We start from the raw sequence: 12868 nt of genomic DNA on the forward strand, positions 1-12868 counted from the left end.
CGCCTCGTGGCGGGCCTGCCTCCGGCATGGCCGCCGCCCCTCGGCTCGAACTGCGGTCCGAGCGCGGGCTTCGCCCGCGCAATCTTGGGGGGAGGCTTCGGAGGGGGCCGTCGAGGCCCCCTCCGATCCTTAGACACGCTCCTTGAACTCGTGGCCGAGCAGCCCCTCGGGACGTCCCAGGAGCACGATGAGGATCACGACGAAGGCGAGCGTATTCTTGAACTGGATGGTGAGGTAGCCGCCCGTCAGGCTCTCGGCGACGCCGAGAATGAGCCCGCCGAGGACCGCGGCGGCGAAACCCTTGAGGAAGGGGTCGAGCATGAAGAACGGGTCGAGGAGCAGCGCGGGCGCCAGGAAGATCCCCGCTACCACACCGAGAGCCGACGCCACCCCCCAGGCGATCCCCAGGACCCGACGCGTGGGGATGCCGAGGGTCTGGGCCGCCTGGAGATTCTCCGAGGTCGCGCGCATCGCCAGGCCCAGGCGGGTTTTCTGGACGAGCAGGTACAGGAGCACGCTCCCGATCAGGCCGGCGCCGAAGGTTCCGAGGGCCAGCTCGCTCACGAAGACCGGCCCCACCTTCCAGGTGCGGCTGTCGGAAAGGGGAAAGGGGAAACGGTCGGGCTCGGCTCCCCACTCGTAGACGATCACCCCCTGCGCGATCAGCGCGAGGCCCAGCGTGAGGATGATCTGGCCGAGGAGGTTGGCGCCCTGGCGCTGCGCCGGGATCAGCACCCCGAAGTAGAAGACGATCGCCACCGCGCCGCCCACGACGAGCGCGGCAAGAAACGCGACGGAGAAGGAGTAGCCCTGCGAGACCAGGGCGAAGGCGACGAAAGTCCCGAGCGTCGCGACGTCGCCGTGAGCGAAGTTGAGGACCCGCGTCGAGCGGTAGATCAGCACGATGCCGAGGGCCACCAGCGCGTAGAGGCTCCCCGCGGAGAGCCCGGTGAGCACGTACTGGAGCAGCCGTTCCATCGGTTACCCCGTCACCGGAAGGGCCAGAGCTGGAAGTAGAGCCGGGTCTTCAGCCAGCGGCCGGCGAGGCCGAGCGGCTCGAAGATCAGGACGACCAGGATCGTGACGCCGAAGAGGACCGGGACGAACCAGCGGTACTCGCTCAGGAGGGTCGGCACCAGGATCACGAAGGCGGCTCCGAGGATCGAGCCTTCAACGGACGCGAGTCCGCCGACGATCACAGCGACGAAGAGCGTGAGGGATTCGGCGACGTTGAACGTCTGGGGCTCCAGATGACCCAAGAATTGCGCGAACAGCCCCCCGTGAACGCCCGTATAGAAGGACGAGACGGCGAAGGCCAGGAGCTTGTAGCGGCTCAGGTTCACCCCCATGACCTCGGCGGCGATGTCGCTGTCCCTGATCGCGACGAAGGCGCGGCCCACGTAGGAGGAAATCAGATTGTACGTGGCGGCGGTGAACACGAGGAGGAGGCCCACGTAAATGTAGTAGACGTAGACCTCCCGCGAGACGCCGAACGCCGGAGCCAGCTTCGGGACCGCCAACCCCGAGCGCCCGCCGGACAGGATTTCCGAGTTCGCGAAGATCTGATACACGGCGATCCCGAAGCCCAAGGTGGCGATGGCCAGGTAGGGGCCCTTCAACCGGAGCGACGGGAAGCCGACCAGCACGCCCGCGAGCCCGGCGGTGATCCCGGCCCCCAGCAGCGCGAGCAAGAACGGCACGCCGATGAGCTTGAGATGCCCGAAAGTGTAGGCGCCGATCGCCAGGAACCCGGCCTGGCCGAACGAGATCTGTCCCGTATAGCCGATCAGGAGGTTCTGCCCCATGACGCCAATGGCGTACAGGCAGATCACGGTGACGCGGACGACCCAGGAGGTGTGGGCGTACCAGGGGAGCGCCAGCAGCACGGCCAGGAGCCCCGCCAGCAACAGCCACGTCAGGGGCTTGCGCGCGAACCGGAGGTCGTCCTGGTAGCTCTCGACGAGGTCCAACCGCTCAGCCCCGGTAGAGCGTCGCGATCAGGTCGGCGTAGCGCTCCTCGATGTGGCGCCGCTTGACCTTCTTGGTGGGCGTCACATCCCCCTCCTCCTCGTAGAGCCGGCGGGGGAGCAGCGCGAACTTCTTGATGCTCTCGACCTGGGAGAGCGTCGCGTTGACCTTCTGCACCTCGCCCGCGATCAGCCTCTCGACCTCCGCGGTCTGGGTCAGGTCCGCGAACGTCGCGAACGGGATCCGGTGATCCTGGGCAAACTTGGTGACGTTGTCCTCGTCGATCAGGAGCAGCGCCACGAGGTACTTCTTCCGGTCGCCGATCACGACCGCGTCCTGGATGTAGGGGCTGAACTTCAGCTTGTTCTCGATGTAGGCAGGCGCGATGTTCTTGCCGCCGGCCGTGATGATGATGTCTTTCTTCCGATCGAGGATCTTCAGGTAGCCCTCCTCCCAGGCCCCGATGTCGCCGGTATGGAGCCAGCCCTGACCATCGATCGTCTGGGCAGTCAGCTCAGGATCCTTGAAGTAGCCTTTGAAGACATGGGGGCCGCGGGTGAGGATCTCGCCGTCGTCGGCCAGCGCCACCTCGATACCGGGGATCGGCGGCCCCACGGTACCGACCCGCGGGCGTTCCAGCATGTTGACCGAGATGACGCCGCTGGACTCCGTCTGACCGTAGCCCTCGATCAGCGGGATCCCCAGCGCGTGGTAGTACTCGAACAGCTCCGGGGAAGCCGGTGCGGCGCCGCAGACGGCGATGCGCGTCCGTTCGAACCCGAGCCGCCGCTTGAGCGGGTGGAGGACGGCCCAGGAGGCGAGGCGATAGAGCAGCGTCAGCGGAAGACCCGCGCGCCTCCCCGCGTTCAGCGCACGCGCGTGCCGCCGCCCGATGGCGACGGCGAGCCGGTACACGGTCCGTTTGAGCCACGTGGAATCGTCCATGCGCAGCTCGACCGTGGAGGCCAGCTTCTCCCAGATCCGCGGCACGCTGGCGAAGTAGGTCGGGGAGATCTCGCGGAGGTTCTGGAAGAGGGTATCCAGGCTCTCGACGAAGTTCACGACGTAGCCGAGGTGGATGGCCTGGAACACCGAGACCAGGTTCTCGTAGATATGGGCGAAGGGCAGGTAGGAGACGACCTCGTCGTCCCGCCGGAGCGCGTTGGCCTGGAGCAGCGCGCGGGTGACCCACAGGATGTTGGCGTGGGAGAGCATCGCCCCCTTGGGCGGGCCCGTGGTCCCCGACGTGTAGATGATCATGGCCGTGTCGTCGGGGCGGATGGCCGCCCGGCGCTCGTCGAGGCAACCCGGGTGGGCCTCGAGGAACATCTGTCCCTGCTTGACGAAATCGTCGAGGAACTGCACCCGGTCGTCGGAGAACCCCCAGAGGCCTTTGGCGTCCCATACGACGACCCGCTGCACCCGGGTCTCCGAGAGGATAGCGAGGGCCTTGTCGAGCTGCTCGTCGTTCTCGAGAAAGAGCAGGCGGGCCTCCGAGTGGTTGAGCAGGTACCGGATCTGCTCGGGCGCCGAGGTCGGATAGATCCCACACGTGGCGCCGCCGACGGACATGATGCCCAGGTGGCAGTACAGCCACTCCGGCCGGTTCTCGCCGAGGACCGCCACGTTCTCCTCGGGATGGAAGCCAAAGGCCAGGAGCGCCGCAGCCACTTTGTCGACCTCCTCGCCGTACTGGCGCCAGGAGACCCGGTGCCAGATGCCGTACTTCTTGAAGCGGACCGCGAGACGCTCGCCCCCGCGTCTCACCTGTTGGCAGAAAAGATCTGGAAGGGTCCGCGTGGCCGTTGTTGTCATCACCATCGCCTCCGTTTCCGGTAGAGCCGCCATCCTCTCGGGGAGCCCGCGTCGGCGGTCCCGAGTCCCAGATATACCTCCCGGACGTCCTGGTTGGCCTCGAGCTCCTTTGCGCTCCCCTGGAGGACGACCCGCCCCGCCTCCAGGATCGCCGCCTGGTCGGCGATCTTCAGCGCGAGCCGCGCGTTCTGCTCGACGAGGAGGATCGTGGTCCCGGTCCCGCTGATCGTCCGGAGCGCGTCGAAGACCGCCTTGGCGACCTGCGGCGCCAGCCCGAGCGACGGCTCGTCGAGCATCAGGAGTCGTGGCCGCCTGAGCATGGCCCGGCCGAGCGCCAGCATCTGCTGCTCGCCGCCCGACAGGGTTTCCGCCTGCTGCCGGGCCCGCTCCTCCAGGATTGGAAACATGCCGTAGACGAAGTCGAGGTCCCGCTTGATCCCGTCGTCCCGGCGGCCCCAGAGCCCGAGCTCGAGGTTCTCGGCGACGGTGAGTTCCCGGAAGAGACCCCGATCTTCGGGCACGTATACGATGCCGAGGTTGGCGACCGTCTCGGGCGCCCGCCGCTCGATCCGCTGGCCGCGAAACGCGATGGTCCCCTTCTTCGGCTGGTCCTTGAGGAGCCCGGCGAGCGTCTTCAGGAGCGTGGTCTTGCCGGCGCCGTTTGGCCCGAGGACCGCGAAGATCTGCCCCTCCTGCACCTCCAGGGACACGCCGAACAGGGCGTAGATCCGATCGAAGTAGAGCGTCTCGATACTCGAGACCCTGAGGAGCGGCTTGGAGGCCTGGAGATCCGGCATCGTCATTCGCCCAGGTACGCCTTGATCTCCTCGGAGGGGGGCTCCGCCCCCCTTCCGATACCTCCCCCCGAGGGTTGCGCGGGCCGGGTACCCACCGCGGAGCGGTGGGTGCGCGCTCGACTCCGCGCGCCTGCACGCCTGCCGCACCATCGACGGGCTGCCGCGCGGTGCATTTACTCCCCCAGGTACGCCCTGATCACGTCGGGGTGCCGCTTGACCTCCTCCGGGGTCCCCTCCGCCATCTTGACGCCGTGATCCAGCGCGAGCATGCGACTGGCCAGCCGCGACGCCACGCGCAGGTCGTGCTCCACCAGGAGGATCGTGATACCGAGGCGGCCGCGGATCTCATGGATCCAGTACCCGACCTCCTCTTTTTCCTCGGCGGTGAGCCCGGAGACCGGCTCATCCAGGAGCAGTAGCGCCGGCTCCGTGGCCAGTGCCCGGCCCAGCTCGATCTTCTTCTGCACCCCGAAGGGGCAGTCGGCGACCCGACTTTTCCGGTACGGCTCCAGGTTCAGGAACTCGATGATCTCCTCGCAGCGCCGGCGGTGCCGCACCTCCTCGGCGCGCAGCCGCAGGAGCGCCTCGAGGAAGTGCTTCCTGAAGTGGATATGACGGCCCAGCAGCAGGTTGTCGAGGACCGTCATGTTGAGAAACAGCCGGAGGTTCTGGAAAGTCCGGGCGATCCCGCGCCGGGTCACCGCGTCGGGGGAGAGCCGGAGCAGGCTCTCCCCCTTGAAGGTGATCGCCCCCGCGGAGGGGCGATAGATCCCGGTGATGCAGTTGAACAGCGAGGTCTTGCCGGAGCCGTTCGGACCGATCACAGCCAGGGTCTCCCCGTCGATGATCGCCATGGAGACTCCGGCCAGAGCCTTGATCCCGCCGAAGCTCAGCGAGAGGTCCTTGACCTCTAAGAGCCGTCCCATTTAGTAATCGGAGGGGACCTCGACGGCCCCCTCCGAAGCCTCCCCCCTGGATTGCGCGGGCCGGGTACCCGCGCGGAGTACCCACGCCCGGAGGGCGTGGGTCTCGCGGGTGCGCGCTCGAACCCGGGAGGCAGCGGGCACCCGGGGTACCCAGCGAAGCTGGGTCGGGCGGGTCGCGCCGCGCGAGGCCCGAGTCGCAGTTCGAGCGTGGCGGGTTCGGCCATGCCGTGAGGCAGGCCACCCGCCGCGCGAGGCCCGAGTAGATTGCGCCCGCCGGGTACCCGCGGCGAAGCCGCCGGTGGGCGCTCGAACCGCTGCTGTCCCGACGCGCTCCTAGAAGTGCGGCGGGAAGATCTGGTAACCGGTCACCTGAACCAGGTTGCCCTTCTCCGCTCGCATCAGCCGCACGGCGTTCAGGCCGTGGCGGCGGTTCGGGCCGAACGTGATCGGGGCGGTGAGCTTCTCGGGCACGTAGTCCTTGATCGTCTCCATGGCCTCGACGAACGTCTCGCGGGTCAGGTTCCGGCCGGCGCGCTTGAGCCCCTCAACGGCCAGCATCATGGGAACCGCTCCCGCCAGGGCCGTACTCTCCTTTCCCTTCAGCTTGGCCTCGTACTTCAGCAGGATCGCGACGATCTTGTCGGCTTCCGGCTCCCCCACGATGGTGCCGAGCACATTGACATGGGCGCCCTCCCAGAGGTCGCCCAGGAGCCTGAACATGATGTGGTGGTCGCCCATCGGGAACGACGAGACCAGCTTCGGCCGGTACCCGACCTTCGTCATCTCCTTGATCAGGTTGGCGCCGTGGGTGATCGTCGAGTAGAAGATGACCGTGTCGGCGGCTGAGTCCTTGACCTTCAGGGCGTGGGTCCCCATCTCGCGGTCGGTCAGCTCGTAGGAGACCTCGGCGACAATCGAGCCCTTGCCGCCGAGCCCCCGGAGGCCCTTCTTCACGCCCTCGAGCCCGCCCTTGCCGTACTCGTCGTTCTGGAAGAAGACCGCGATCTTCTTGGCGCCTAGCTTGTTCACGGCGTGGGTGACCAGGAAGTCCCCCTCGTCGACGTAGTCTGGGTAGTTGACGAAGACGTAGCGCCGCTTGTCCGGGGGCTGCCGCTCCCAGATGGCGGGGTTCCCGTACGGGTTGATGACCGGGAGCTTCGCCTCCGCTACCAGGTCCTTGGACGCGTTCAGGATGGCGGAGCCGAGGAGCCCGACCACGCAGAAGACGCTGTCCTTCATCTCGGTAAGGTTTGCCACCGCCCGGCCGGGGACATAGCCGTCATCCTTCAGGACCGTCTTGATCTTCCGCCCGTGGACCCCGCCCTGGTCGTTGACGTACTTCGCCCAGGCCTCCATCGCGACGGCGGTGTTCCCCCAGGCGGCCGCGGGCCCCGACAGCGGCGTGGTCAGGCCGATCACGACCTCCGTGTCGGTGACGCCCGGGACCCGGCTCTGAGCCCAGGCGGCTCCGGAGAACAGAACGGTCAGCAGCAAGAGCAACGCGACGGCTTTGGCTCGCATGACGGACCCTCCTCTTGGGACTTCGCTAAGGGCTTCTGGCCAGGTTCGCCCGATCGGCTCGGGACCGCCCCATCTGTCGCCGAGGAATGTTGTTGAATGACGGGTCAGTCGCGATTGTAGGAGAAAGCCCGGCAGGTGTCAACGAACCGGCTGGCCGACCAAACCCCTCGCGCCGCGGCAGGATCGCTCCGGCGAACCGCCCGGCATTTCCAGGGCCCGATCACCGGCGCCGCGACACGAGTGTGGCGGGGATGACGGTGCCCTCGCCGAAGCGCCGCGCCAGCGTGTCGACGGCCCCGGCCAGCCGCGCGCGTCGGGCTGCGGGCTCGGCAAACAGGTCGAGCTGGCCCGAGTCGCGGGCGGCGAGCCCCGAAACCGACAGCCCGATGAGCCTCACCGGCTGTGTGAGTGGCACCCGTCCCAGGAGGCTCCGCGCGCGGCAGTAGATCTCCAGCCCGTCCTGGGTCGGCTCTCCCGTGTGGCTGCGGGTGAGGGTGCGGAAGTCTCTGAATCGGAGCTTCAGCGTGACGGTCCGCCCGCTGTAGCCGTCGTCGCGGAGCTCGCGGGCCACCCGCTCGGCCTGGGCGCGGAGCGTGAGCTCGAGGCGGCCGACGTCTCGATGATCGTTGGGGAACGTCTCCTCCGCCCCCATCGACTTGGGCGGCGCCCACGGCTCCACGGGGCGGTCGTCCCGCCCCCACGCCAGCTCGTGGAGGTGGGAGCCCGTCTTCCCGAATCGCCGCTCGAGGACGCCCACGGGAACCCGAGCGAGCTGGCCGATGGTCTCGATCCCCATGCGTCTGAGGGCGGCCGCCGTTACGCGCCCGACGCCCCAGAGCCGCTCCACCGGGAGCGGGTGCAGGAACGTCGCCTCCTCACCGGGGCGTACCTCCACCAGGCCGTCGGGCTTCTCCAGGTCGGAGGCGAGCTTGGCGAGGAACTTGTTCGGCGCCACGCCGGCCGACGCCGTCAGCCCGACCTCCTCACGGATGCGGCGCTTGATGGTCCGCGCGAGCTCGAGCGGCGGGCCAGAGAGCCGCTCGCTCCCGGTGACGTCGAGGAACGCCTCGTCCAGGGAGAGGGGCTCGATAAGGGGCGAGTACTCGGCCAGGATGGCCATGATCTCCTTGGAGACGCGCGCGTACTTCTCCATGTCCACGGCGAGGAAGACGGCCTGCGGGCAGAGCCGCGCCGCGCGTGAGATCGGCATGGCCGAGTGGACGCCGAAGCGCCGGGCCTCGTAGGACGCTGCCGACACGACCCCACGCCCACGGGGGTCGGCACCTACGATCACCGGTTTTCCCCGGAGCTCAGGGCGATCGCGCTGCTCCACCGAGGCGTAGAACGCGTCCATGTCCACGTGGACGATGGCGCGACCGTGCGCCGGCGGCACCACACGCGGCACTAGGTGGCTGGACCGGCGAGGCCGATCTGGGCGGCGACGCCCCCGAGGGCCTCGACCACGAAGGCGATGTGCTCATCCAGATCCACGCCCAGTTCCTCGGCTCCACGGTAGACATCATCCCGGTTCACGCTCCGCGCGAAGCCTTTGTCCTTGAGCTTCTTCTTCACCGAGGCCGGCTCCAGCCCGGCGATGGCCCTGCCGGGACGAACGAGGGCGCAGGCGGTGACGAAGCCCGACAGCTCGTCGCAGGCGTAAATGGCCCGGTCCAGGAGGGAGACCCGGGGACAGCCGGAGTAGTCTGCGTGGCTGAGGATCGCGTAGATCATCGGCTCGGGGACGCCGCGGGCCCGGAGCATCTCCGCCCCTTTCATCGGGTGCTGCGGGGCGGTCGGGTGAATCTCGTAATCGAAGTCGTGGAGCATTCCCACGATGCCCCACGTCTCCCGGTCGCCGCCGTACCTGTGCGCGTACGCGCGCATGGAGGCCTCCACCGCGAGCGCGTGCTTGCGGAGGCTGTCAGAGCGCGTGAACTCGGTGAGCACTCGCCAGGCGGCGGCGCGGTCGATCATCCGGAGTCGACCCTCGCCTCGTCGAGCCGCTTCTGCAGCGCCGCGACCTCGGCCTCGAGCCCGCGGATCCGCTCCAGGAGCTGCTCGATCGCCTTGAAGACCGGATCGGGGAGGTCCGTGTGCTCGAGATCGATTCCCGCGCCGACGCGTTGGCCGTCGCGGTAGATCACCTTCCCCGGGATCCCGACCACCACCGAGTTCGGCGGGACGTCGCTGACGACGACCGACCCGCCCCCGACCCGGCTACCGTCCCCGATCCTGATCGCACCGAGGATGGCTGCGCCCGTCCCCACGACCACGTTGTCGCCGAGCGTCGGGTGACGCTTCTCCCGCTTGAGGCTGGTCCCGCCGAGCGTCACCCCCTGGTAGAGCGTGCAGTTCTCGCCGATCCCGGTCGTCTCGCCGATGACCACGCCCATGCCGTGGTCGATGAACAGCCCGGGTCCGATCGTCGCGCCGGGGTGGATCTCGATCCCGGTGGAGAAGCGCCCCAGGTGAGAGATGAACCGCGCGGTCACGACCCACCCCCGGCGCCAGAACCCGTGGGCGACCCGGTAGCACCAGAGCGCGTGCACACCGGGGTAGCACAGGACCACCTCCCAGCGGCTGCGGGCCGCGGGGTCGCGCTCGAGGGCCGCCTGGATATCCCGCCGCATCGTCTCAAACACGCTGCACTCCTCCTCCCGAAGCCACCGCCGCGCTCTGGCGGCCCAGATAGTCCCGGGCCGCCGCCAGGAGGGCTCCCCGCACGATGTCAGCGGCGTGACGCCGATCATCCGGAAGCCCATCCACCGCGGCCTCCACGTCGGCCGCCGTCAGGTCCAGCACCTGCTCGACGGCGCGCCCCGTCGCCAGCTCGCTTCCGACGCTGGCCGCCGCGATCGTGGGCCCGCAGCCGTAGGTCTGGAAGCGCGCCTCCGCGACCTTGCCGTCCCGGACCCTCAGGTAGAACCTGACCACGTCGCCGCAGCCGCCGTACTCATCCTCGCCGACAGCGTCGGGATTCTGCATCATCCCGACGTTGCGGGGGTTGCGGAAATGCTCCACCAGCGTCGTGCTGTACCTCATAATCCCTCGCGCGATGCCTCCGGCTCGTTTCGAGCGCCCACCCACGCCGCCGGTGGGTACCCGCGCCGGGTACCCACGAAGTGGGTGCGCGCGCCAGCGCAGGGGGTCGGCGTGGGTGCGCCTCCCTCCGAGTGCCTCACGACACCGACGCGGGCGAGAGGCTCCGGAGCCGCTCGACGACGGGCGGGAGGACCTCCAGCACGTACGCGATGTCCGCCTCCGTGTTGGTCCGCCCGAGCGTGGCGCGCACCGCCCCCATCGCCCAGTCGAGGGGCACACCCATGGCGACCAGGACGTGGGACGGCTCCACGTTCCCGGCGGTGCAGGCCGAGCCCGCCGAGACCGCGACGCCCTTCAGGTCGAGGCCCAGGACGATGGATTCGGACTCGACGTGCCGGAAGCAGAGGTTCAGGGTGCCGGGGAGCCGACGGGTGGGGTGCCCGTTGAGCCTCACCTCGGGGACCCGGGCCAGGGTCCCTTCCCAGAGGCTGTCCCGCAGCGCCCGCACGCGCGCGGCCTCGCCCTCCATGTCGCGGGCGCGGATCTCGACCGCCTTGCCGAAGCCCACGATGCCCGGCACGTTCTCGGTCCCGGCGCGGCGGCGGCGCTCGTGCTCGCCCCCGTGCTGGACCGAGACCATCTTGGTCCCCTTGCGGATGTACAACCCGGCGATCCCCTTGGGCCCGTAGATCTTGTGGCTCGAGAACGAGAGCAGGTCGATGCCGAACCCGTCCACGTCGATCGGCACCTTGCCGAAGGTCTGAACGGCATCCGTATGGAAGGGGATCCCGTGGTCCCGCGCGATCAGCCCGATGGCGTCGATCGGCTGGATCGTCCCCACCTCGCTGTTGGCGTGCATGACCGTGATCAGGATCGTGTCGGCTCGGATGGCGTGCCGCACCTCCTCCGCCTCCACCAGCCCGTCCTGATCCACCGGGAGGTAGGTCACCGCGAAGCCCTGGGCCTCGAGCGCCTGGCAGGTCCGGAGGACCGCGTGGTGTTCGATCTGCGAGGTGATGATGTGGCCCGAACCGCGGGCGGCAGCGACGCCCTTGATAGCCAGGTTGTCGGACTCGGTCCCGCCGGAGGTGAACACGATCTCGTCCTTCCCGACGCGGAGGAACGCGGCGATGGTCTCCCGCGCGACCTCCACGCCCTCGCGCGACTCGCGCCCGAAGGCGTGGATGCTGGAAGGATTGCCGAAGCGCTCCCCGAAGTACGGGAGCATCGCCTCGATGACCTCGGGGTGAACCCACGTGGACGCGTTGTGATCCAGGTACACTCGATGCATTGTCGTCCTCTCCGGCCGCGGCTCAGCCGGTCGGCCCGCCGCACGCAGCCAGCGTTTCCGTCACACCTCCACTGCCGGCGTTGACAGTGCTCCGGCCCGGTGATAGCCTCGGGGTCGTATGGATCTCCGCAGGCGGAAGCTCGGCCTTATGCTCTCGACGAAGCCGGATCACCCGAACCTCCGGACGCTCGCCACGCTCTCGCGCACGGCTCTCGACCGTGGCACCGACGTCTACCTCTACCTGATCGACGACGGCGTCGCCGCCAAGGACCGACCGGAGATCCGCGAGCTGGCGCGTCGGGGCGCCAAGCTCTTCGTCTGCGCCTACGGCTGCCAGAAGCGCGGGATCGCGCTCTCCGATCCCGACACCTTCACCTACTCCGGCCTGGTGGTCCTGACCGACCTGATCAACGGCTGCGAGCGCTTCGTCGCGCTCAACTGACGCCGTGGCCGGATCCCGAGCCGTCCTGGTCCTCATCTCGGAGGACCCGCGCACCTCGGGCCGCGCGTTCGAGGCGATGCGGATCGCGCTCGGCGTCGCCGCCGGGGAGAACGACGTAACCATCGTGCTCACGGGTCCCGCCGTGCACCTCCTGGACGCGGACACGGACGAGCTCGTGGACGGCGACGACATCGCCAAGTTCCGCGAGAGCCTGAGGAAGCTCGGCATCCCGTTCCACGTCGAGGGCTCGGCCCTCCCGGCGGATGCCGCGGACTGGAACGTGGAGGGACATGCGGTCGTCCCTGTCTCCGCGGACGCGCTCGCAGGGCTGCTGGCGAAAGCCGAACGCTTCATCGTCTTCTGATGCCCCGCGTGCTCCACCTGCTCAAGTCCCCGCCCTCCCCGACCGCGCTCTCCGCGATCGAGACGCAGTCCCGCGCGCCCGAGACCGCTGTCACCGTGGTCCTCCTCCATGGCGTGCCGGCTCCGCGTCTTCCCAACGGGGTCACGGTCCGCCGGCTCGCCGACGCGGGGGCCGACGGCGATCTCACCTACTCCGACCTCCTCGACCTCATCTTCACCGCCGATTCTGTCATTTCCTGGTAGCCATACCGGAGGGGGTCCCCACCCCCTCCGGGCCCTCCCCCGGCGGAGCAAAAACAAAAACTATCGGTTTTTGTATTCGTCATACCAGGCCATCTGGATCGCCTCCAGGATGCTCTCGTTGGAGCCCTTCGGGTCCTCGGCGAAGTCCGGCAGCTCCGTCACCCAGCGCTGAAGGTCGGTGAAGCGCACCGTGAGCGGGTCCGTGTCCGGAAACTTGTCCGCCAGCGCGATCGCGATGTCCTCGGCATCCTTCCACGTCAGCCCCATGGGTCCCTCTTTACTCGGGCCTCGCCTCGTGCCGGGCCTGCCTGCGGCATGGCCGACGGCCCTCGGCTCGAACATCTACTCGGGCCTCGCCTCGTGCCGGGCCTGCCTGCGGCATGGCCGACATCGCTCGGCTCGAACTGCCCCTCTCAGGGTATCTCGACCACCACGTCGCCCTTGACCACCGCCTGGCAGC

Annotated in this window: 15 protein-coding genes; 3 read left to right on the forward strand and 12 right to left on the reverse strand. The window is 68.7% G+C overall.

What is annotated here, in order from left to right:
* Positions 1–129 precede the first annotated feature (129 nt).
* From HY726_04005 to nifS, 11 genes are all read right to left on the reverse strand, one after another.
* Complete coding sequence (locus tag HY726_04005) at positions 130–978, reverse strand: branched-chain amino acid ABC transporter permease (GenBank protein MBI4608154.1); 849 nt, start codon at positions 976–978, stop codon at positions 130–132.
* Positions 979–989: 11 nt separating this feature from the next.
* Positions 990–1970 carry a branched-chain amino acid ABC transporter permease gene (locus HY726_04010; GenBank protein ID MBI4608155.1) on the reverse strand — a complete coding sequence of 327 codons (981 nt, stop codon included), beginning with the start codon at positions 1968–1970 and terminating at the stop codon, positions 990–992.
* Positions 1971–1974: 4 nt separating this feature from the next.
* Positions 1975–3789: an AMP-binding protein gene (locus tag HY726_04015; protein MBI4608156.1), complete on the reverse strand. Its 1815-nt coding sequence runs from the start codon at positions 3787–3789 to the stop codon at positions 1975–1977.
* On the reverse strand, positions 3783–4580 hold the full coding sequence (locus HY726_04020; protein MBI4608157.1) for an ABC transporter ATP-binding protein: 798 nt from the start codon (positions 4578–4580) through the stop codon (positions 3783–3785). Before HY726_04020 ends, HY726_04015 begins: the two co-directional genes overlap by 7 nt.
* Before the next feature lie 173 nt (positions 4581–4753).
* Entirely contained in the window at positions 4754–5506 is a 753-nt protein-coding gene (locus HY726_04025; GenBank protein ID MBI4608158.1) for an ABC transporter ATP-binding protein, read from the reverse strand.
* A gap of 333 nt (positions 5507–5839) precedes the next feature.
* Positions 5840–7027 (reverse strand): ABC transporter substrate-binding protein, encoded by a 1188-nt coding sequence (locus HY726_04030; protein MBI4608159.1) that lies wholly within the window; start codon positions 7025–7027, stop codon positions 5840–5842.
* A 220-nt stretch (positions 7028–7247) separates the two neighbouring features.
* Positions 7248–8423: a DNA polymerase IV gene (gene dinB, locus HY726_04035; GenBank protein ID MBI4608160.1), complete on the reverse strand. Its 1176-nt coding sequence runs from the start codon at positions 8421–8423 to the stop codon at positions 7248–7250.
* 8 nt (positions 8424–8431) lie between these two features.
* The gene (locus tag HY726_04040; GenBank protein MBI4608161.1) at positions 8432–9001 is read right to left on the reverse strand and encodes an HDIG domain-containing protein; all 570 of its coding nucleotides are present in this window, start codon (positions 8999–9001) and stop codon (positions 8432–8434) included.
* Positions 8998–9777 (reverse strand): serine O-acetyltransferase, encoded by a 780-nt coding sequence (cysE, locus tag HY726_04045; protein MBI4608162.1) that lies wholly within the window; start codon positions 9775–9777, stop codon positions 8998–9000. Before cysE ends, HY726_04040 begins: the two co-directional genes overlap by 4 nt.
* A complete protein-coding gene (locus HY726_04050; protein MBI4608163.1) occupies positions 9662–10069 on the reverse strand; it encodes an iron-sulfur cluster assembly scaffold protein in 408 nt (135 codons plus the stop codon). The genes cysE and HY726_04050 overlap by 116 nt, the downstream gene beginning before the upstream one ends.
* Positions 10070–10205: 136 nt before the next feature.
* Positions 10206–11360 carry a cysteine desulfurase NifS gene (nifS, locus tag HY726_04055; protein MBI4608164.1) on the reverse strand — a complete coding sequence of 385 codons (1155 nt, stop codon included), beginning with the start codon at positions 11358–11360 and terminating at the stop codon, positions 10206–10208.
* Between the two features lie 118 nt (positions 11361–11478).
* On the opposite strand from nifS, the gene HY726_04060 reads away from it, so the two are divergent.
* Genes HY726_04060 through HY726_04070 form a run of 3 tightly spaced genes read left to right on the forward strand, consistent with a single transcriptional unit; the run spans position 11479 to position 12408 of the window.
* Complete coding sequence (locus HY726_04060) at positions 11479–11802, forward strand: DsrE family protein (protein MBI4608165.1); 324 nt, start codon at positions 11479–11481, stop codon at positions 11800–11802.
* Between the two features lie 4 nt (positions 11803–11806).
* Positions 11807–12166: a DsrE family protein gene (locus HY726_04065; protein ID MBI4608166.1), complete on the forward strand. Its 360-nt coding sequence runs from the start codon at positions 11807–11809 to the stop codon at positions 12164–12166.
* Positions 12167–12174: 8 nt separating this feature from the next.
* Positions 12175–12408 (forward strand): hypothetical protein, encoded by a 234-nt coding sequence (locus HY726_04070; GenBank protein ID MBI4608167.1) that lies wholly within the window; start codon positions 12175–12177, stop codon positions 12406–12408.
* A 60-nt stretch (positions 12409–12468) separates the two neighbouring features.
* On the opposite strand, the gene iscX is transcribed toward HY726_04070, so the two are convergent.
* Complete coding sequence (gene iscX / locus HY726_04075) at positions 12469–12675, reverse strand: Fe-S cluster assembly protein IscX (protein MBI4608168.1); 207 nt, start codon at positions 12673–12675, stop codon at positions 12469–12471.
* Positions 12676–12868: the final 193 nt, after the last annotated feature.

It is taken from the genome of Candidatus Rokuibacteriota bacterium, from assembly GCA_016209385.1.
GTDB lineage: Bacteria > Methylomirabilota > Methylomirabilia > Rokubacteriales > CSP1-6 > JACQWB01.